The 18,986-nt window shown below is 58.4% G+C and carries 19 protein-coding genes and 1 riboswitch; of the genes, 17 read left to right on the forward strand and 2 right to left on the reverse strand.

Features of this window, described 5'->3' with window-relative positions:
* Positions 1–153: 153 nt before the first annotated feature.
* Positions 154–810 (reverse strand): GntR family transcriptional regulator, encoded by a 657-nt coding sequence (locus tag EBB79_RS14210; RefSeq protein ID WP_127749499.1) that lies wholly within the window; start codon positions 808–810, stop codon positions 154–156.
* 137 nt (positions 811–947) lie between these two features.
* Between EBB79_RS14210 and dctP the strand changes: the two genes are divergently transcribed.
* The 15 genes from dctP (at position 948) to EBB79_RS14285 (ending at position 14,398) form a co-directional block, all read left to right on the forward strand.
* Positions 948–1,934 (forward strand): TRAP transporter substrate-binding protein DctP, encoded by a 987-nt coding sequence (gene dctP / locus EBB79_RS14215; protein WP_127749500.1) that lies wholly within the window; start codon positions 948–950, stop codon positions 1,932–1,934.
* Positions 1,935–2,003: 69 nt separating this feature from the next.
* The gene (locus EBB79_RS14220; protein ID WP_127749501.1) at positions 2,004–2,552 is read left to right on the forward strand and encodes a TRAP transporter small permease; all 549 of its coding nucleotides are present in this window, start codon (positions 2,004–2,006) and stop codon (positions 2,550–2,552) included.
* Positions 2,552–3,868, forward strand: coding sequence for a TRAP transporter large permease (locus EBB79_RS14225; RefSeq protein WP_127749502.1), 1,317 nt, complete (start codon positions 2,552–2,554; stop codon positions 3,866–3,868). The genes EBB79_RS14220 and EBB79_RS14225 overlap by 1 nt, the downstream gene beginning before the upstream one ends.
* A complete protein-coding gene (locus EBB79_RS14230) occupies positions 3,865–5,112 on the forward strand; it encodes a malonyl-CoA decarboxylase (RefSeq protein WP_127749503.1) in 1,248 nt (415 codons plus the stop codon). Before EBB79_RS14225 ends, EBB79_RS14230 begins: the two co-directional genes overlap by 4 nt.
* Positions 5,113–5,123: 11 nt before the next feature.
* On the forward strand, positions 5,124–6,641 hold the full coding sequence (locus tag EBB79_RS14235; RefSeq protein WP_127751012.1) for a malonate--CoA ligase: 1,518 nt from the start codon (positions 5,124–5,126) through the stop codon (positions 6,639–6,641).
* 124 nt (positions 6,642–6,765) lie between these two features.
* A riboswitch (TPP riboswitch) is annotated at positions 6,766–6,866 on the forward strand.
* 61 nt (positions 6,867–6,927) lie between these two features.
* Complete coding sequence (gene thiD, locus EBB79_RS14240; RefSeq protein ID WP_127749504.1) at positions 6,928–7,734, forward strand: bifunctional hydroxymethylpyrimidine kinase/phosphomethylpyrimidine kinase; 807 nt, start codon at positions 6,928–6,930, stop codon at positions 7,732–7,734.
* Between the two features lie 3 nt (positions 7,735–7,737).
* Entirely contained in the window at positions 7,738–8,733 is a 996-nt protein-coding gene (locus EBB79_RS14245) for an FAD-dependent oxidoreductase (protein ID WP_127749505.1), read from the forward strand.
* Positions 8,717–8,914, forward strand: a complete 198-nt coding sequence (thiS, locus tag EBB79_RS14250; protein WP_127749506.1) for a sulfur carrier protein ThiS — start codon at positions 8,717–8,719, stop codon at positions 8,912–8,914. Before EBB79_RS14245 ends, thiS begins: the two co-directional genes overlap by 17 nt.
* Positions 8,915–8,917: 3 nt before the next feature.
* Positions 8,918–9,691 carry a thiazole synthase gene (locus EBB79_RS14255; protein ID WP_127749507.1) on the forward strand — a complete coding sequence of 258 codons (774 nt, stop codon included), beginning with the start codon at positions 8,918–8,920 and terminating at the stop codon, positions 9,689–9,691.
* A complete protein-coding gene (locus EBB79_RS14260; RefSeq protein WP_127749508.1) occupies positions 9,688–10,284 on the forward strand; it encodes a thiamine phosphate synthase in 597 nt (198 codons plus the stop codon). The genes EBB79_RS14255 and EBB79_RS14260 overlap by 4 nt, the downstream gene beginning before the upstream one ends.
* Positions 10,281–11,279 (forward strand): HesA/MoeB/ThiF family protein, encoded by a 999-nt coding sequence (locus tag EBB79_RS14265; RefSeq protein WP_177627819.1) that lies wholly within the window; start codon positions 10,281–10,283, stop codon positions 11,277–11,279. The genes EBB79_RS14260 and EBB79_RS14265 overlap by 4 nt, the downstream gene beginning before the upstream one ends.
* Positions 11,276–12,214 (forward strand): ABC transporter substrate-binding protein, encoded by a 939-nt coding sequence (locus EBB79_RS14270; protein WP_127749510.1) that lies wholly within the window; start codon positions 11,276–11,278, stop codon positions 12,212–12,214. The genes EBB79_RS14265 and EBB79_RS14270 overlap by 4 nt, the downstream gene beginning before the upstream one ends.
* Complete coding sequence (gene tenA / locus EBB79_RS14275; protein ID WP_127749511.1) at positions 12,211–12,909, forward strand: thiaminase II; 699 nt, start codon at positions 12,211–12,213, stop codon at positions 12,907–12,909. Before EBB79_RS14270 ends, tenA begins: the two co-directional genes overlap by 4 nt.
* A complete protein-coding gene (locus tag EBB79_RS14280; protein ID WP_127749512.1) occupies positions 12,906–13,634 on the forward strand; it encodes an ABC transporter ATP-binding protein in 729 nt (242 codons plus the stop codon). Before tenA ends, EBB79_RS14280 begins: the two co-directional genes overlap by 4 nt.
* Entirely contained in the window at positions 13,631–14,398 is a 768-nt protein-coding gene (locus EBB79_RS14285; protein ID WP_127749513.1) for an ABC transporter permease, read from the forward strand. The genes EBB79_RS14280 and EBB79_RS14285 overlap by 4 nt, the downstream gene beginning before the upstream one ends.
* A 29-nt stretch (positions 14,399–14,427) precedes the next feature.
* On the opposite strand, the gene EBB79_RS14290 is transcribed toward EBB79_RS14285, so the two are convergent.
* Positions 14,428–16,017 carry a peptidoglycan-binding domain-containing protein gene (locus EBB79_RS14290; RefSeq protein WP_127749514.1) on the reverse strand — a complete coding sequence of 530 codons (1,590 nt, stop codon included), beginning with the start codon at positions 16,015–16,017 and terminating at the stop codon, positions 14,428–14,430.
* A 201-nt stretch (positions 16,018–16,218) separates the two neighbouring features.
* Between EBB79_RS14290 and EBB79_RS14295 the strand changes: the two genes are divergently transcribed.
* Both EBB79_RS14295 and EBB79_RS14300 read left to right on the forward strand, forming a co-directional pair.
* Complete coding sequence (locus tag EBB79_RS14295) at positions 16,219–18,414, forward strand: tetratricopeptide repeat protein (protein ID WP_127749515.1); 2,196 nt, start codon at positions 16,219–16,221, stop codon at positions 18,412–18,414.
* Between the two features lie 214 nt (positions 18,415–18,628).
* Positions 18,629–18,961: a PilZ domain-containing protein gene (locus tag EBB79_RS14300; RefSeq protein WP_164860817.1), complete on the forward strand. Its 333-nt coding sequence runs from the start codon at positions 18,629–18,631 to the stop codon at positions 18,959–18,961.
* Positions 18,962–18,986: the final 25 nt, after the last annotated feature.

An 18,986-nucleotide genomic window follows, 5' to 3' on the forward strand; every position in this document is an offset into this window, starting at 1 on the left:
TAGGCCTGAAACCGGTTGCCGGTCCATGCGCCATATCAGCAATTAACGGACAGGATTTCTATGCACAATTGAGACAATTACGGCCTGAAAGCGACGCCAAATCGGTTTCTTGCGCACCACTGTTGCACCGCCCAAAGAAGTGCAGTTCTTAATCTACTGTGCTGCCGTTTTCAGACTGGACATCAGCATGTGAAACTTCTCACCCTGAATGGCCACATGGCCGCGCAGCGCTTCGGCTGCGATGTCCGGGTCGCCATTTTTCAGTGCCAAGACAATCGCAACATGTTCTGCCATCGATTGCGCCATCCTGCCGCGAAATTTCAACTGATGTCTGCGAAATGGCTTTAGGCGCCGATGCAGCCGCAGCGCTTCTTGCTCCAGAAAGGAATTGCCGGACTGCTGATAGATGTAATGGTGGAAAAATTCGTTCTCACGGTAATACTCATCGATATCTGTATTCTCGATCGCCTGCTGACACCGCTTATTGGCCTCGGTCAGGACCTCAATCGCCTGATCCGAAATGCGCAGCGCCGCCAATCGGCCGCACACGCCTTCTATTTCGGCCATGGTTTCGAACATTTCCATCAGCTCCACTGGGCCCGGCTGACGCACAAATACACCGCGACGCGGGATTTGTTCGGCCAAACCCGAGGCAATCAGGCGCTGAAACGCCTCGCGCAGCGGTGTGCGTGACACCCCGAACTGTGCCGCCAACTTAACCTCGTCCAGCCGGTCACCATCGCCAAATTCTCCAGCGAAAACCAGCTCTTCCAGCTCATCTGCAATCATGTCAGCGCGTCGAATGTCCATGCCAAATTGATACCAGAACGCGCATATGTGCGCAATGTTCATTTTCTTGTATACAAGAATCTTGACTTTGAATTCAATTCAGCAAACACTCCCCACATTCACCCGGTTCAAAAACCCGGGTACCTAGGGAGGATACTATGAAAACGAATTTTCTAACGGCAGTCGCAACTGCCGCCGTGCTGGCCCAGTCAGGCGCAGCAAATGCAACCGAACTGCGGTTGTCGCATCAGTGGTCCAACAAGGATATCCGCCACCAAGTCGCGCAGATCGTTGCCGACGAGGTCGCCGCCGCGAATGTGGATCTGGACATTAAGATCTTTGGCTCCAAATCCCTGTTCAAACCACGCGAACAGTACAAACCGCTCAGCCGTGGCCAGCTCGACATGACCGTTCTGCCGCTCAGCTATGCCGGCGGCCAACAGCCTGCGTATAACCTGACCCTGATGCCGGGCCTGGTGAAAAACCACGACCACGCTGCCCGTCTGTCCAGCTCTCCGTTCATGGAAGCCTTAGAGGCCAAGATGGCCGACGACGACGTGATGGTGCTGGTGCATGGCTATCTGGCTGGTGGTTTTGCTGGCAAAGACAAATGCATCACCAGCCCCGACGACGTGAAGGGCCTGCAAACCCGCGCCGCGGGTAAGTCGTTTGAACAGATGCTGGCCGGTGCCGGCGCCTCCATCGCCTCAATGGCCTCGTCCGAGATTTACAACGCCATGCAAACTGGCGTTCTCAGCGCTGCCAATACCTCATCCTCGTCGTTTGTGTCCTATCGCATCTACGAGCAGGTCAGCTGCTATACCCCGGCTGGCGATGTTGCCTTGTGGTTCATGTATCAGCCGCTACTGATGAACAAATCCACCTTTGACGGGCTGAGTGCAGACCAGCAGGCGGCCCTTCTGGCAGGCGCGGCCAAAGCCGAGGCGTTCTATCTCGAAGAAGCTAAGAAACAGGATGCTGCTTCGGTAACAGCTTACGAAGAGGCCGGTGTCGAGATCGCCGAAATGACCGCCGAAGATTTCGCCGCATGGCGCGCGATTGCGCAGGAAACCTCGTATAAGAAATTTGTCGAAGAGGTTCCGGACGGACAGGCTCTGCTGGACCTGGCGCTCGCTGTCGAGTGATGAAAACCGGGCGTTGCAGATCTTGCAGCGCCCCCATTAAATACCACCCCAATATCAAAGGAAGACGCAATGGCTGGCCATAGCTCAGCCGCCGCAGCGCATGCAGGAAACAACCCATTCCTGCGCGCTGTGGCTGCTATCTCAACACTTGCCGGCTGGGTCTCAGCTGCGATGATTGTCACCGCAGTGGCCATCACCTGCCAAATGATCTTTGTCCGCTTTGTCCTGAATGGGTCCACCATCTGGCAAACCGAGGCGGTGATCTATCTGGTCATATCGGCCACCCTGATCGGCCTGCCCTATGTGCAGCGGTTGCGGGGTCATGTGAACGTCGATCTCATTCCCCTGGCACTGCCGAAACCTGCTCGCATGGCCCTGGCCATATTGACCCTGTCGGCGTCCATTGTGATCGTCACGATCATGCTCTGGTACGGCTTTGAGTACTGGCACTTTGCCTGGGCCCGCAACTGGCACTCGGACACCATTTGGGGCGTGCGCCTTTGGATCCCCTATCTGTCCCTGCCCGTTGGCTTTGCCCTGTTCCTGCTCCAACTGATCGCCGACCTGGTCGCCGTCATCCTGAAAATCGATCAACCCTTTGGTTTGGAGGATACCTGATGGATCCGCTGTTTTTAGGCGCAATTGTCGCCGTTGCCACCATCCTTGTGCTGTTCTCGGGCGTCTCTGTTGCGCTGGGGCTGTTGATCGTCTCGGCCGGATTTCTGATGATCTTTGACGGTATGCGCTCGCTGGAACTGATGCCGGAAATCCTGTTTGGCAAATTGGACAACTTTGCCCTGCTCTCGATCCCGATGTTCATCATCATGGGGTCCAGCATCGCCTCGACCCGGGCAGGCGCTGACCTCTATGAGGCACTAGAGCGCTGGCTGACCCGGGTTCCCGGTGGGCTGGTGATTTCCAACCTGGGTGCCTGCGCGCTGTTTGCTGCGATGTCCGGCTCCAGCCCCGCCACCTGCGCCGCGATCGGCAAGATGGGCATCCCCGAGATGCGCAAACGTGGCTATCCAGACGGCGTTGCGGCCGGGTCGATCGCTGCCGGCGGCACACTTGGCATCCTGATCCCGCCTTCGGTCACCATGATTGTCTATGGCATCGCCACTGAGAGCTCGATTGGCCGCCTGTTCCTGGCCGGTGTCCTCCCCGGATTGATGCTGGTGGGCCTGTTCATGGTCTGGTCGCTCTACTCCACCTGGAGATCCGGCAATACCGCCCTGCTGTCAGCCCGCAGCTATAGCTGGCGCGAGCGGTTTGAGATCCTGCCCCGCGTGCTGCCGTTTCTGTTCATCATACTGGGCGTGCTTTACGCCATGTATGGTGGCATCGCCACACCATCGGAAACCGCCGCCGTGGGTGCCCTGCTCTGCCTGCTGATCGCTGTGGTGATCTACAAGCTGTGGCATCCGCGTGATCTGTGGGTGGTGCTGCGCGACAGCACCAAGGAAAGCGTGATGATCCTGTTCATCATCGCCGCTGCGGGTGTGTTCTCCTACATGCTGTCCAGCCTCTATATCACCCAGTCTATTGCGGAATGGATCGGCACGCTGGATGTGAACCGCTGGGTTTTGATGGGTGCTGTGAACCTGTTCCTGCTGATCGCCGGGTTCTTTTTGCCCCCAGTGGCGGTGATCCTTATGGCCGCGCCGATCCTGCTGCCCATCATCACCACTGCTGGCTTTGACCCGATCTGGTTTGCCGTGGTGCTGACCATCAACATGGAGATCGGTCTGATTTCACCGCCGGTGGGTCTGAACCTCTATGTGATCAGCGGCATTGCGCCTGACATCTCACTGCGCACCATTCTGACCGGGTCCCTGCCCTATGTGGCCTGCATGGTGCTGGCGATCCTGTTGCTGTGCATTTTCCCCGGTCTGGCAACCTGGTTGCCGGATGCCGTAATGGGGGCTGGCTTATGAGCTTTCTCGCCGACCTTTTGACCACCGTCTTTGAACGCCGCTATCGCCGCGCCTCAGAACCCGACAACCAGGGGCGATCCATCGAAGCACTGTGCACTGACTTGCTAAGCAGTTCTGGTGAGGTCTCGGGCATGGTGCTTGCCCGCCATATCCTGGACGGCTACGGGGCTATGGAAGACGGTGAAAAACGCGATTTCTTTGGCTTTCTGACGGAACACTTGGGGATCAATACGGACGCGGTGGGCCGTGCGCTCAACGCCTATAGCGCCGAAGCCTCCAAATCCAATTACCAAGACTTCATGGGGGCCTCGGAACCCAAGCGGCAAGAGCTGGCCCGGCGGTTGAACCATGTCCCCGGCGCCACCAAACAGCTGGTTGAGATGCGCAAGGACCTGCTGCGCCTGGCCCGCAAACATCCCGAACTGGCTGTGGTTGATCTGGATTTCCGCCACCTGTTCGCCTCGTGGTTCAACCGTGGCTTTCTGGTGCTGCGCCCGATCAGCTGGGAAAGCCCGGCTGACATTCTGGACAAGATCATCGCCTATGAGGCGGTGCACGCCATTCACAGCTGGGACGATTTGCGCAACCGCCTGCAGCCTGCCGACCGGCGCTGTTTTGGCTTTTTCCACCCGGCCATGCCGGATGAACCGCTGATTTTTGTCGAGGTCGCCCTGACCCAGGGCATCCCCGGATCGGTGCAGGGTGTCCTGACAGAGGACCGCGACAACATCGCCGCCGAAGAGGCCGACACGGCAGTGTTCTACTCGATCTCGAATTGTCAGGCCGGGTTGGCCGGGATCTCGTTTGGCAACTCGCTGATCAAACAAGTGGTTGCCGACCTGTCGCGCGAATTGCCTAACCTGACAAGTTTTGTCACCCTGTCGCCCATTCCCGGCTTAAATCGCTGGCTGGCGGAGACAGATCGCCAGATTGATGACCCGGATGACCAACAGCAGCGCGAGATTGCCGCCAACTACCTGTTGACCGCCAAACGCCCCAACGGCGCGCCCTATGATCCGGTGGCCCGTTTCCACCTGGGCAATGGTGCCCTTATCCACGCTGTACATGCCGGGGCTGACCTGTCGGAAAATGGTCTTGCACAATCCGGTGGCGCAATGGTGAATTATCTCTATGACCTGCCCCTGATCACCCAAAACCACGAGCGATATGCCTCGGCTCAGACTGTTGTCGCATCGCCCGAAGTTTCCGCCCTAAGCGCCGCTGCCAAACCGCAAGACACATGAGGACACCCATGATGACCAACCCTCTCTACGATTCTCTCTTTGGTCGCTACGCCGGCAAGACCACGCCCTTTTTGCATCTGCCGGACGGCAGCACCGTGACCCATGATGGGTTTTTATGCATGGCGGCACGGTTTGCGCATGTGTTCCGTGACGCCGGGGTCGCACCCGGTGACCGGCTGGCAGTACAGATTGAAAAATCCCCGCAGGCGCTGGCAATCTACGCTGCCTGCGTGCAGGCCGGCATCGTGTTCCTGCCCTTGAACACAGCCTATACCGCGGCCGAAGTCTCGTATTTTGTGGATAACAGCGGCGCCAAACTGCTGGTCTGCGACAGCAGTTCTCAGGCTGCTCTGACCCCCGTCGCCCAGGCGGCCAAAGCCCGGCTTGAAACACTGGATGCTGATGGCACCGGATCGCTGAGCACCTTGGCAGAAATGCAATCCCACAGCTTCCCCACTGTGGCCAGACAGTTGGATGACCTTGCGGCCTTTCTTTATACATCCGGCACCACGGGACGCTCCAAAGGGGCGATGCTCAGCCAGGAAAACCTGTTGTCCAATGCTGAAACCCTTGTGGATTACTGGCAGTTTACCGATCAAGATGTATTGCTGCACGCCCTGCCGATCTTTCACACTCACGGGCTGTTTGTCGCCTCAAACGTCTCTCTGCTGACCGGTGGATCGATGATCTTTCTGCCCCGGTTCAATCTGGATCAGGTGATCGAAACCTTGCCCCGTGCCACCTGCATGATGGGCGTGCCGACCTTTTACACCCGGTTGCTGGACGATGCCCGGTTCACCACCGAACTGACCGGGCACATGCGCCTGTTCATCTCGGGCAGTGCGCCCCTGTTGGCAGATACCCACGTCCAGTTCGAGACCCGCACCGGCCATCGCATTCTGGAACGCTATGGCATGACTGAAACCAACATGAACACCTCAAACCCCTATGACGACGAGCGCCGCGCCGGGACCGTTGGCAAGCCGCTGCCCGGGGTCGAGCTGAAGATCACCGATGCCGGCACCGGGGAACCCCTGCCCGACGGCGAAATCGGCCAGATTGAGGTGCGCGGACCCAATGTGTTTCAGGGCTATTGGCAGATGCCGGAAAAAACTGCGCAAGAGCTGCGCGAGGATGGGTTTTTCATCACTGGCGATCTGGGGGTGATTGACCCGCAGGGCTATGTGCAGATCGTGGGGCGCAACAAAGATCTAATCATATCGGGCGGCTACAACATCTACCCCAAAGAGATTGAACTGGTTCTGGATGACCAGCCCGGCGTGTTGGAAAGCGCGGTCGTCGGTGTACCGCACCCGGATTTTGGGGAAACCGTTGTTGGTTTTCTGGTTGCCGGGGATGACGCCGACCCGGATCTTGAGGCAATCAGCACCACCGTGGGTGAGTCGCTGGCGCGTTTCAAGCACCCCAAAAAGTTGATCGTGTTGCCCGAGTTGCCGCGAAATACCATGGGTAAAGTGCAAAAAAATCTGTTACGCGATGAATATCGCCTGTTGTTCACTACACAATAAGCAGTCATATAAACAACAGTATTACGACTGCATTTCGGATCGTTCCCTCGGGCGAAACCGGTCGTCGTCCAGGGCATGCAGGCGTCAACCGCTTGCATGCTCTCATTGTATCTCCTAAGACACTCACAATCCGTCGGGGGGCCCTTAAGGGCTGAGAGATGCTTGCATCGACCCGTCGAACCTGATCCGGGCAATACCGGCGTAGGGAACGGATCGATGCGCCACCACTGCGCTCGGATACTCGTTTTCCATGTCGTCATGCCCTTGTTTGTACGAAGGGCGCAGAATGAAAACGACCCCCATTGCACTGACAATCGCTGGCTCGGACAGTGGTGGCGGCGCCGGTATTCAGGCCGATCTCAAAGCCTTTTCAGCCAATCACGCCTATGGTGCCAGCGTTATCACCGCAGTGACCGCGCAGAACACCTGTGCCGTCACCGCCGTGCACGAGGTGCCTGCGGATGTGGTACAGGCCCAAATAGACGCCGTGCTGCGGGACCTGAAACCACAGGCGATAAAACTTGGCATGTTGTTCTCGCCGGCGATCATCCGCGCCGTCGCCAAGGCGCTGTCTGACTATGACGGCACCGTCATTCTGGACCCGGTGATGATCGCCAAATCCGGCGATGCGTTGCTGCAGGACGCGGCGATCTCGGCGCTGAAGTCCGACCTTCTGCCGCGCGCGGATCTGTTGACGCCAAACCTGCCCGAGGCCGCAAGACTGCTGGGCACCTGCGAGGCAGAAGATCTGCAAAGTCTGGAAGATCAGGCCCGGGCTCTGCTGGATCTTGGTCCGCGTGGCGTATTGATGAAGGGTGGGCACAGCACCGGCGCAACCTGCACCGATGTGTTGCTGATGGGGATGACAGCGCCGCTGTACCTCACCGCGCGTCGCGTCGAAACCCGCAACACCCATGGCACCGGCTGCACCTATTCGGCGGCAATTGCGGCCCAGGTCGCACGGGGCTTGGCCCTGACAGAGGCCGTGACCTCGGCCCATGGCTATCTGCAAAAGGCGATCGCTGCTGCGGATGAGTTGACCATCGGCAGCGGTCACGGGCCAGTGCATCACTTCCACGCGCTCTGGGGGTAAACCATGACTGATATTACCATTATCGGCGCCGGGGTGGCCGGGTTATGTGTGGCGCGTGAATTGCGTGACCGGGGTGCCAACGTTCATCTTTATGACCGGGGCGGCGCCCCTGGTGCCCACGCCTGCTCGTGGTGGGCTGGCGGTATGCTGGCCCCCTATTGCGAGGCCGAAAGTGCCGAACCGGAGGTGGTGCGTCTGGGCAGCGGGGCGGCCAGTTGGTGGCAGGATAAAACCGGGCTGGTCGCGCACAAAGGCACCTTGGTTGTGGCCTTGGATCGCGACCACAGCCAGCTGCGCCAGTTTGCCCGCCGCACTAGCCAGTTTGACCCTGTGGACCGCGCCCGGATTGCTGTGCTGGAACCCGATTTGGAGGATCGCTTTTCAAAAGGGTTATACTTTCCCAGCGAAGCACATATCTGCCCCCGAGCGGCCCTGGCGTCTTTGTTTAAATCCCTGCTGAGCGATGGGGTGGATTTCACCCAGGCCGACTGCGATCCGGCACAGAGCGCCAGCGGTGGCCTGACCATCGACTGCCGAGGCTACGCAGCACGAGACTTGTTGCGCGACCTGCGCGGTGTCAAAGGCGAGATGCTGATGCTGTCTTGCCCGGATGTCACGCTAACGCGCACCCTGCGCCTGCTGCATCCGCGGATTCCGCTGTACGTTGTGCCCCGCGGCAATGGGATCTTCATGCTCGGCGCCACCATGATCGAAAGCAGCGCCAGCACCCATGTCACCGCGCGTTCACTGCTGGAAATGCTCAGCGCGGCCTATGCCCTGCACCCTGCCTTTGGCGAGGCTGAGGTGCTGGAAACCGGCGTCGACACCCGACCAGCCTTTGCCGACAACTTTCCGTGCGTCCGCCGCGATGGGAACCTGATCCAGGTCAATGGATTTTACCGGCACGGCTATCTATTGGCCCCCGCCTTTGCGCGCCGTGTTGGCGACATGATCTTTGGCACCCAACAGGAAGGGAACACCCATGAATATTCAGCTTAACGGCAAACCGCACAGCACGATGGCCGACACCCTGGCGCTGTTGCTGGACGAAGCCGGCTATGGCGGCGCAGCTGTGGCGACAGCGGTCAACGGCAGCTTTATCCCACTGACCCAGCGCACGTATCAGGCTTTGCGGGACGGTGACCAAATCGAAGTGCTTGCGCCAATGCAGGGGGGCTGACCCATGCGAGATTTCTACGGAACCCCCCTGGCCAATGGCCTGATGCTGGGCACCGCACAATACCCCTCGCCCGCCATTCTGGCAGAGGCCTTTCAACGCAGTGGCGCCAGCGTTGCCACTGTGTCTCTGCGCCGGGAAAGCGGGGCGGGTCGCGCCGGGCAGGATTTCTGGGCTTTGATCAAGGATCTTGGGGTCCCGGTCTTGCCCAATACGGCCGGCTGTCACAGCGTGAAGGAAGCCGTGACCACCGCCCATATGGCGCGCGAAGTGTTTGGCACCAAATGGATCAAGCTGGAGGTCATTGGTGAGGATGACACCCTGCAACCGGATGTCTTTGGTCTGGTCGAGGCAGCGCGTATTCTGGCAGAGGACGGATTTCAGGTATTCCCTTATACCACCGAAGATCTGGTGGTCGCCGACAGGTTGCTGCATGCCGGCTGTGAGGTGCTGATGCCCTGGGGCGCGCCGATTGGATCTGGCAAGGGGTTGAACAACCTGTTTGGGCTGCGCGCGATGCGGGCCCATTTTCCGGACATTCCGCTGGTGATTGATGCCGGTCTCGGCCTGCCCTCACAGGCGGCGCAGGCGATAGAGCTGGGCTATGATGCGGTGCTGCTGAACACGGCTGTGGCCAAGGCCGGTGATCCCGCACAAATGGCCGAGGCCTTTGCCGCTGCTATCTTTGCGGGCAAGTTGGCGGCTGACGCAGACCCAATGGAGCCCCGCGACATGGCGGCGCCCTCGACCCCGGTCATTGGACAGGCGTTTTTGTCATGAGGTTGGATCGATTTTATCCGATTTTCAACGATACCAAATGGTTGCGGCAGTTGCTGCCGCTTGGGATCAAGCTGGTACAGCTGCGGATCAAAGACGCCGCGCCGGAGGTTTTGCGGTCCGAGATCATCGCGGCGCGGGATCTGTGTCAGGCGGCAGATTGCACCCTGGTGATCAATGATCATTGGCAGATTGCGATTGATGAGGGCTGTGATTTTATCCATCTGGGGCAAGAGGATCTGGTTGAGGCCGACGTCGCCGCCGTCCGTAAGGCCGGGCTGCGGCTGGGGGTTAGCACCCATGACCGGGCTGAGTTGGACCGCGCCCTGGCGCTGGCTCCGGATTACATCGCCCTTGGACCGGTCTATCCCACCATCCTGAAAAAGATGAAGTGGCACCAGCAAGGCCTGCCAAAACTAACCGAATGGAAGTCTTTGATCGGGGACACGCCGCTGATTGCCATTGGCGGCATGAGTGTCGACCGCGCTGCGGGGGCGTTTGAGGCCGGTGCAGATGTGGTGGCAGCGGTCACAGACATCACCCTGAACACAGATCCCAGCGCACGGGTCAAGTCTTGGATCAGGGCAACCAGATGAGCCGCTATGCACGCCAGATCACCCTGCCCGAAGTTGGACCCAAGGGCCAAACAGCGCTGAGCGCGACTCATGCGCTGGTGATTGGGGCCGGCGGATTGGGCAGCCCGGTGCTGCCGTATCTGGCCGGGGCCGGATTGGGCAGGATCACCGTTGTGGACCCCGATGTCATATCGCAGACCAACTTGCACCGGCAGGTGCTATACCGCGAGGCGCATATCGGACAGGGCAAGGCACAGATCGCCGCCTCAGTTCTGCACGCGCTGAACCCCGAGTGTCAGGTCACACCAGTTATGGCGGCTCTGACCCCGGCCAATGCCACAGACCTAGTTCAATCCGCCGACATTGTACTGGACTGCGCTGACAGCTTTGCCGTGAGCTATATTCTATCAGATACCTGCCTTGAACTGGGCAAACCCCTTGTCGCGGCCTCGGCGCTGGGGTTCGAGGGATATGTCGGTGGCTTTTGCGCCGGGGCGCCGTCACTGCGTGCGCTGTTTCCTGAGTTACCCGAGCGCGCCACCTCTTGCGAGACAGCCGGAGTCATGGGGCCGGTGGTCGGGACAATTGGGGCGATGCAGGCACAATTAGCGCTGAACATTTTGCTGGACCTGTCCCCGTCGCCCCTGGGGCAGCTGGTTACTTTTAACCTGCATGACTTGCGTCTTGGTGGCTTTCGCTTTGATGGCGCATCAGAGCCCGATGCGCCCCTGACCTTCATTGCTCCGCAGGCCATCACTGCGAACGATTTTGTCGTTGACTTGCGCGGAACTGATGAGGCCCCGACCCCGGTCACGTCCACAGCACGTCGGCTTTCTGTCGTGGACCTCATGGCCACCCGCCCCACACCCGCCGCGCACCAGCGCGCGGTTTTGACCTGCCGGTCTGGCCTGCGGGCCTGGCGCGCGGCACGGGCCCTGCAAAGCTATTGGTCCGGCGACATCACACTTATTGCAATGGGCGATCCTGCCCAGACTCTGAAAGGCTCTCCTTTATGAAACTTCTCTCCCTGACGACCGCGCTGGCGCTGGCGGCCTCGCCGCTGATGGCACAGGACAAGATGACCCTGCTGCTGGACTGGTTCGTGAACCCTGACCACGGCCCGATCATTGTGGCGCAGGAATTGGGCTATTTCGCTGAACAAAACCTGGAAGTCGAGGTCATCGCTCCGGCAGACCCCTCGGACCCGCCCAAGATGGTGGCTGCCGGTCAGGCCGATTTAGCGATCTCGTATCAGCCGCAACTGCACCTGCAAATCCACGAAGGCCTGCCGCTGCAACGGGTTGGCACCCTGGTCGCGACGCCGCTGAACTGCCTGCTGGCGCTGAAAGACGGCCCCATCTCCTCGCCTGCCGACCTGAAGGGCAAAAAGGTCGGGTTCTCGGTTGGGGGCGTTGAAGAGGCGGTCCTGGGGACAATGCTGGCCACCTATGACCTGACGCTGGACGATGTGGAACTGGTCAACGTGAACTGGTCGCTGTCACCCTCGCTGATGTCCGGCCAGGTCGACGCAGTGATCGGTGCCTACCGCAACTTTGAGCTGAACCAGATGGAGATCGAAGGCGTCGAAGGCAATTGTTTCTACGTCGAAGAGCACGGGTTACCGGCCTATGATGAGTTGATCTATGTGGCCAACACAGACAGTATGGACCGTGACATGATCGCCCGGTTTCTGGCTGCGACCGAAAAGGCGACCCAGTATATGGTCAACCACCCCGTCGACAGTTGGAAGGTCTTCTCGGGCACCTCACCGGAACTGCAGGACGAGCTGAACAAACGTGCATGGGCCGACACCCTGCCCCGTTTCGCACTGCGCCCCACCGCCATGGACCAGGGCCGCTATGGCGATTTCGAGGCGTTTTTGCACAAGGCAGGACTGGTGCCGTCAGTCAACGACGTCGCAACCATCGCCGTTGATGTGACCGTCAAATGACCGGGCCTAACTATGGACAGACCTTCGCGCACATGCGCGAGGGTTGCACGCCAAGCTGGCAGGCCTATACCCGCCACGCTTTTGTTCAGGGGCTGGGCGATGGGACCCTGCCGCGCGCCGCGTTTTTGCATTACCTGGTGCAGGACTATGTGTACCTTGTGAACTACGCACGCGCCTGGTCGCTGGGGGTGGTCAAAGCCGAGACCCTGGATGAGATGAAGCACTGCGCTGCCACAGTCGACGTCCTGGTCAATCAAGAGATGGCGCTGCATGTGCAGGTCTGCGCCGCCGAGGGTATTTCGGAGCAGCAACTGTTTGACGCCAGCGAAGAGATCGAGAACATCGCCTATACCCGCTACGTGCTGGACGCCGGCATGCAGGGGGATTTTCTGGATCTGATGGCGGCACTGGCGCCCTGCATCTTTGGCTATGGCGAAATTGGCCTGCAGCTGGCCCAGACCGCCGGGGCCGATGCGCCTTATGCGGATTGGATCAACACCTACGCCAGCCCCGGTTTTCAAACCGCCTGTACCTCCGCTGGCGCCATGCTGGACGGGGCCGTCACCCGGCGGCTGGGCGATGACCCGACGAGTTCCCCTCGCTGGTCCGTCCTGCAGGATCGCTTCACCACCGCAACCCAGTTGGAAATCAAATTCTGGGATATGGGGCTACGCGGCGGATCACTGGGCGCATGACGCTGCCTCCCGCGATCACGCTGCAGGGCAGTTTTACACTGGGCGACACCCGATTGTTTGGCCCGCTGTCCGTGCAGCTGCCTGCGGGGCAATGGACCTGTTTGCTGGGGCCTTCTGGGGTAGGTAAATCCACCATCCTACGGCTGATCCTGGACCTGTCCACCGGGGGCCAATTCGAGGGCAAGATCCAGGCAGAGGACGGCCAGCCGCTGCGCGATCGCATAAGCTATATGGCGCAGTCGGATCTGCTACTGCCCTGGTTGACTGTTCTGGAAAACACCGTGCTTGGCGCCCGTTTGCGCGGCGAGCCCGCGGATCTGGAGCGCGCGCGCCACTTGCTGGCCCGGGTCGGACTTGGCGCACATCAAGACAAGACCCCCGCCGCGCTGTCCGGTGGCATGCGGCAACGGGCGGCGCTGGCCCGCGCCCTGATCGAGGACCGCCCGGTGGTGCTGCTGGACGAACCCTTTTCGGCACTGGATGCCGGCACCCGCGCGGATATGCAAGAGCTGGCCGCCGAGGTATTACAGGGCAAGACCGTACTGCTGGTCACCCATGACCCGGCCGAGGCCAGCCGTCTGGGCCATCAGATCCTGCTGCTATCCCCAGCAGAGGCAACCATCTGGACGCCGCCCTCCACGGCGCCAATCCGCGCTCTGGATGATCCAGACACACTGGCCTGCCAGGCGGCGTTACTGGCGCATCTCAGGGGGCAAATCAGATGAGACGAGGTTTATACGCAATAGCCGCATTGCTGTTGGGCTTGTTGATCTGGCAGTTGCTGGTCTGGATAACCGGTGCGCCGCATTTTATCCTGCCGTCCCCCCTGCGGGTCGCTCAGACGGGCTTTGCCAGCCGGGCCTTGATCCTGGAGCACACAATTGTCACCGCAACCGAGGTGCTTTTGGGGTTGTTGCTAGGCACTGTCCTGGGTGTGCTGACCGCCGTTCAACTGGCCAGTTCCCAGCGGGCACAGCACCTGCTGCTGCCGATCCTGGTGTTCACTCAGGCCGTGCCGGTCTTTGCGCTGGCACCGATCCTGACACTTTGGTTTGGCTATGGCATGGCCTCGAAAATCGTCATGGCAGTGCTGATCATCTATTTCCCTGTCACCTCGGCCTTTCACGACGGGCTGACCCGGGTCGACAGTGGCATGCTGGACCTGGCCCGCACCATGGGCGCCACCCGCTGGCAGGTCATGGCCCGTATCCGCATTCCCCATGCGCTGCCCTCGCTGGGCACTGGCCTGCGACTGGCGGCAGTCTATGCCCCCATTGGCGCCGTCATCGGCGAATGGGTCGGCGCGTCCAAGGGATTGGGATACCTGATGCTGTTGGCCAATGGCCGGGTCAAGATTGACCTGATGTTCGCCAGCCTGATTGCTCTGGCGCTGCTAACGGTGATGTTGCACAAATTGGTCGCTGTCCTGGCCGACCAGCTGACTTCATATGCCAGCGGCGACACACAGTCCAAACACCTAAGGGATTGAAGCCCGCCGGATCACTGCCTTGGTGCAGGTCACTTTTTCCGCTTGGCGGCCTTGTCGGCGAGCATTTTCTGGAACTTTTTGAAATCAGCCCCCTTGGTCATTTTCTTGGCCGCTGCCTCGACCAGCGCCGTGTCGGACTCTTTCCCAGTCGCAGCCTTCAGCGCTTGTTCAATGCCGGTGCTGACGAAATTTCCACCACTGCCCTTGACGACATCGTTGATAATTCCGATCGCGACCGCTGGCTTAAGCTCGCCAAAGATATCTTTGCGGGCCTTACTGGAAATACCATCGTAAACGGCTTTGCCAAGCTTATCGTCGACAACCTTGTCAAACCCCTTCATGAACCCACCGGTGGCCATGGCCGTGGCAACCTTGCCAAAAAAATCCTTGGGCTTGGTCTTGCCTTTGATCACCTCACCGACCTGTTTGATCGCCTCTTCGATGCCAGAGGTGGTGGCATTCTGCAGGTAGGCGGTAAGGTATTTCTGCACAGCGGGCGACCCGACTTTGCCGATCCATTTGCTGCCAACCTTCTTGACAAGCTGCTCGCCCACACCTTCGAATATTTTCTTGCCACTGGCGCCTTTAAGGACAGCCCCGACCGTGCCGTCAATGACCGTATCAAGGGCGATATTCTTGATCGCGTCGGCCGGCCCTTTTGAGGTGCCGACATTGTATTTTCCCAGCTCATTGGCCGTGGAGCCAACCAAGGCAGTCCCACCGCTGGCCAGAGCCCCGGCACCAGCCAGCCCGGCCGAGGGCACCAGCAAAGGCGTGGCAATGGCCCCAACAATGATAAAACTGGTGGTCTTGGTAACCTCAAGCGCGGTGACCCAGTTTTCGGCACTGCCAATGACCGCTTTCTGGTAATCCCACATGACCTTATAGGCCTTGTTAATGGGTTCTTCGGCCTCTTTGATTGCCTTGCCAATGCGGTCAAAATTGCCCGATTTCACCGCAGCTTCAAGGTTTCTCGCAGCGTTGGATGCTTTGTTGACGATACCAAACTTTGGCAGGTCCGGCCCGGTCAGCGAGACAAACCAGCTGATCACATATTGGTCGTTGTTCAGCTCGGCAAAGTGCTCCCACAGACCATAGGCCATTTCGGCGCGCGACTTGGCCCCGACGACAATGGTTCGGTTCAGCGTCTTGATCATGTCAGCCTGGAAGGCGGCCCATTCCTTGGGGGTAAACTGATGGGTCTTGCCGTTGATTTCGATCTGCTTGATGGTGGCGGCGAACTTGTCGGCATCATTTTGCGAGTTGAACTCGTAAGCTGTCTTACCGACGTATAAAACGATACACTGGGCAGCGTCACCGGGATCATCGCTTTGCACACCCTTGACCCATTTCTTCAGATCTGCGGCTGACATGTTCAGTGACAGCAGGGTCTGTTTGCGCGGCTCGACGCGAGAATCTGCATTAATATCCGGGCAACAGACCTGCTGAAACTTCTTGATCGCCGCCAGAGTTTTCTTATCGACCTTGCCGTTCTCTTCCAGCTTTTTATATCCCGCAAGCGAGGCGTGGCGGTTAAGAAGTTTCTGAACGGCTAGAATGTCCGGAGTGCTGCCATGGCCGATTTTTCCGCCAACTGTTCGTTTAATCGTTACCGCCACCAAGAACCTCTTTCTGCTGCTACTTTCTAAATTAATTTCTGTGTCTCGCATGGTGCGACCGGATCGAGCCCAAATCAAGCGTCTTGGGCCAGTGGCGCCTCGGCCCGATCAGCTGTCGTGTAATTTGCACCATTGGGGGCGTAATCAAACGCATGGCCAAATATCGTAAAATTTGATAAAGTCTCTCCGGGAGGCTCGAGTGTGAACCGTCATCTCGCAGCAATTTTATTCTATGATGTGGTCGGCTACAGCCAGGCAATTGGTGTGGATGAAGCTGCGACACTCGGCACCCTGAAAGCCAATTACACAACCGTCATTCAGCCGCTGGCCCTGCACCATCAGGGGCGCATAGTCAAAGAAATGGGGGATGGTGGTTTTGTTGAATTCGCCAGTTCCATGGATGCTGTTCGCTTTGCGATTTGCATGCAGATTGCGATTGCCAATAGTAACTTGGACAGACCCGAGATCCAAAGCCTGACCTACCGCATCGGAATAAATATTGGGGATGTTGTCGCCGATGGAAATGACGTTTTCGGAGACGGTGTAATTATTGCCTCGCGTCTAGAAGGAGTTGCCAAAGCAGGTGGGATCTGTGTTCATCAAATCGTTCGCGACCAGCTTCGTGGCAAGCTTGATCTCACCTTCCAGGATCTGGGAGAGGTAAAACTCAAGAATATCGACCTCCCTGTTCGGGCCCATTACATCCTGCTGGACGAAAAAGCCAAAACCGTTGCGGTGACGCCGTTTGAGAACACACTATCCCCCCTGCGAACATCACGTATGCCCCGGATTATGGCTGCAATTGTGTTGACCGTTCTGACATTGGGAAGTGCTCTTTGGTGGCACAACAGCGCGCCACCGGTCGTTGTTGCCGCGGTTGAGCGCATGACCTACCCATTGCCGGACAAGCCATCCATCGCGGTTCTTCCGTTCATGAATATGTCCGACGAGCGCAGCCAAGAGCATTTCGCGGATGGTTTGACCGAAGATCTGATCACTGATCTGTCGCGCATTTCCGGGCTGTTTGTTGTCGCGCGAAACTCGACTTTCGTTTACAAAAACCAATCCGTGAATATTGTCCGGGTGGCAGAAGACCTTGGCGTCCGTTTTGTTCTTGAAGGCAGTGTACGCCGCGCCGGTGATCAGGTGCGCGTAAACGCCCAGCTTATCGATGCAACCACCGGCGGGCATGTCTGGGCCGAGCGATACGATGGCCCGGTTGCAGATATTTTTGCCATTCAGGACCAATTCATTCGCAAGATTGCCAAGGCCTTGGCGGTTGAACTGACCATTGAGGAACTAGAGGAAATCGCTTTGGGAAAGACCGAGGATCTGACCGCACGCGAGGAATTTCAGAAAGGGTGGGAAAACTACCTGAACTATTCAGCAGAACACAACGCCCTTGCCATCGATCAGTTCAAAGAGGCACTTGGACTGGATCCGAATTATGGAAGGGCCTATGCGGCCCTTGGGCTGGCCTATTTACGTGGCTGCAAATTGCGATGGAACGGACCGCTGGGCATTAGCGTCGGGGTAGCCAATACCACAGCGTTGAACTACCTGAGTGAGACCAAAAAACACCCCTCTTCCCTGGCCAATGTCGCCGCATCCCGCATCAATCTTTACAACAACCTGTACGATGTCGCGCAGCGCGAAGCAGTGCGGGCGGTCGCCAAAGATCCAAACGATCCCGAAGGTTATGTGGCCATGGCATGGGCAATGATCACAACCGGACAACCCGATGCCGGTCTCGAACTGATGGATCGTGCCACTCGGCTCAATCCGAGCTACCCCAGCTACTATGTGCTCGCAATTGGCATGGCGCATTTCTCGATGGGTGATTTTGATTCCGCTGCCACAGTCTTCGCGGACGCGCTGGAACGTGATCCTGACGCGACAGAACTCGCGGCTGTCCTGGCAGTAACTTATGTCCAACTAGGACGGTTGGATGATGCCCATGCAGCCCTGCGCAAGTGGAAGCCAGAAGCGAGCCAAAGCGAATTGCAGGCGGCTCCCTACAGGTATCACTTTCCTTACAACTGGTCACAAGGGTCCGAAATTGAAAACAAAATCATTGACGGATTGCACCTTGCTGCTCTGCCGCCGGGCGACCGGCTAACAGACCTTACAGAGAAATTAAGAATCGCGACTAAAACCGACCGGATACGCGCCGCACGTATGCTGGGGTTATTTGGTTCACAGGCCGCCGACGCCGTACCTGCCCTGATTGAAGCGCTGGACGACGACGTAAAAGCCGTGCGCATAGCTGTAGCAATTGCCCTCGGCGACATCGGTCCCCCGGCCAAGGCCGCATTGCCTGCACTGGCAGCAATTTCCGAGGAACCTCTGATCGGCCGACGCGCCCAAAAGGCGATCTTGAAAATTACAGGTGAATGAGGTTGGCGACCTTCCAGTTGCCAAAATCATGTCTGGATTGACGGCCTTCAGCGAATGACCGTTGACCGCCATTAAAACCCGTGTTCGAACCGGACGGCAGTCACCGGACCAATAGGCACTGCGGCAATTTGCGCCCAAGGGATGGTGACCCTTGCTTAATTTCTACCGCCTATCGTCACAAATGATACCCATGACGACACCAAAGAGTTCAGCAATGAATACTAATAAATCATTTTTACGAAACCCCGTTCACACCGAAACACGCATGAAGCTGGGTCTTCCCTGCAATCTCTACTTAGGCGACCAAGAGCTCCAGGCCGTCACATTCAACATCAGCTATAGCGGCTTTGGTGTTGAGTTACCGGCGGACGGTCATACTTTTGATGTGAAATCCTTAGTTTCGGCCTCTATCGAGGATATTGGCAACTTTGACGTCTTTGTTCGATGGAAACGTGGTCAACGGATGGGATTGTCATTCTCGTCCAAACGAAGTGCAAAGCCCATGCTCAACGCCTACTTCAAAAGAACGAACTGCTACCCGATTTAACGGCAATTTCAATTCGACCAACTCA

Source organism: Parasedimentitalea marina, assembly GCF_004006175.1.
Lineage (GTDB): Bacteria > Pseudomonadota > Alphaproteobacteria > Rhodobacterales > Rhodobacteraceae > Parasedimentitalea > Parasedimentitalea marina.

Coding starts and splice junctions, on each gene's coding strand:
- EBB79_RS14210 (WP_127749499.1), bottom strand. CDS start 810: ATGGACATTCGACGCGCTGACATGATTGCAGATGAGCTGGAAGAGCTG.
- dctP (WP_127749500.1), top strand. CDS start 948: ATGAAAACGAATTTTCTAACGGCAGTCGCAACTGCCGCCGTGCTGGCC.
- EBB79_RS14220 (WP_127749501.1), top strand. CDS start 2,004: ATGGCTGGCCATAGCTCAGCCGCCGCAGCGCATGCAGGAAACAACCCA.
- EBB79_RS14225 (WP_127749502.1), top strand. CDS start 2,552: ATGGATCCGCTGTTTTTAGGCGCAATTGTCGCCGTTGCCACCATCCTT.
- EBB79_RS14230 (WP_127749503.1), top strand. CDS start 3,865: ATGAGCTTTCTCGCCGACCTTTTGACCACCGTCTTTGAACGCCGCTAT.
- EBB79_RS14235 (WP_127751012.1), top strand. CDS start 5,124: ATGACCAACCCTCTCTACGATTCTCTCTTTGGTCGCTACGCCGGCAAG.
- thiD (WP_127749504.1), top strand. CDS start 6,928: ATGAAAACGACCCCCATTGCACTGACAATCGCTGGCTCGGACAGTGGT.
- EBB79_RS14245 (WP_127749505.1), top strand. CDS start 7,738: ATGACTGATATTACCATTATCGGCGCCGGGGTGGCCGGGTTATGTGTG.
- thiS (WP_127749506.1), top strand. CDS start 8,717: ATGAATATTCAGCTTAACGGCAAACCGCACAGCACGATGGCCGACACC.
- EBB79_RS14255 (WP_127749507.1), top strand. CDS start 8,918: ATGCGAGATTTCTACGGAACCCCCCTGGCCAATGGCCTGATGCTGGGC.
- EBB79_RS14260 (WP_127749508.1), top strand. CDS start 9,688: ATGAGGTTGGATCGATTTTATCCGATTTTCAACGATACCAAATGGTTG.
- EBB79_RS14265 (WP_177627819.1), top strand. CDS start 10,281: ATGAGCCGCTATGCACGCCAGATCACCCTGCCCGAAGTTGGACCCAAG.
- EBB79_RS14270 (WP_127749510.1), top strand. CDS start 11,276: ATGAAACTTCTCTCCCTGACGACCGCGCTGGCGCTGGCGGCCTCGCCG.
- tenA (WP_127749511.1), top strand. CDS start 12,211: ATGACCGGGCCTAACTATGGACAGACCTTCGCGCACATGCGCGAGGGT.
- EBB79_RS14280 (WP_127749512.1), top strand. CDS start 12,906: ATGACGCTGCCTCCCGCGATCACGCTGCAGGGCAGTTTTACACTGGGC.
- EBB79_RS14285 (WP_127749513.1), top strand. CDS start 13,631: ATGAGACGAGGTTTATACGCAATAGCCGCATTGCTGTTGGGCTTGTTG.
- EBB79_RS14300 (WP_164860817.1), top strand. CDS start 18,629: ATGAATACTAATAAATCATTTTTACGAAACCCCGTTCACACCGAAACA.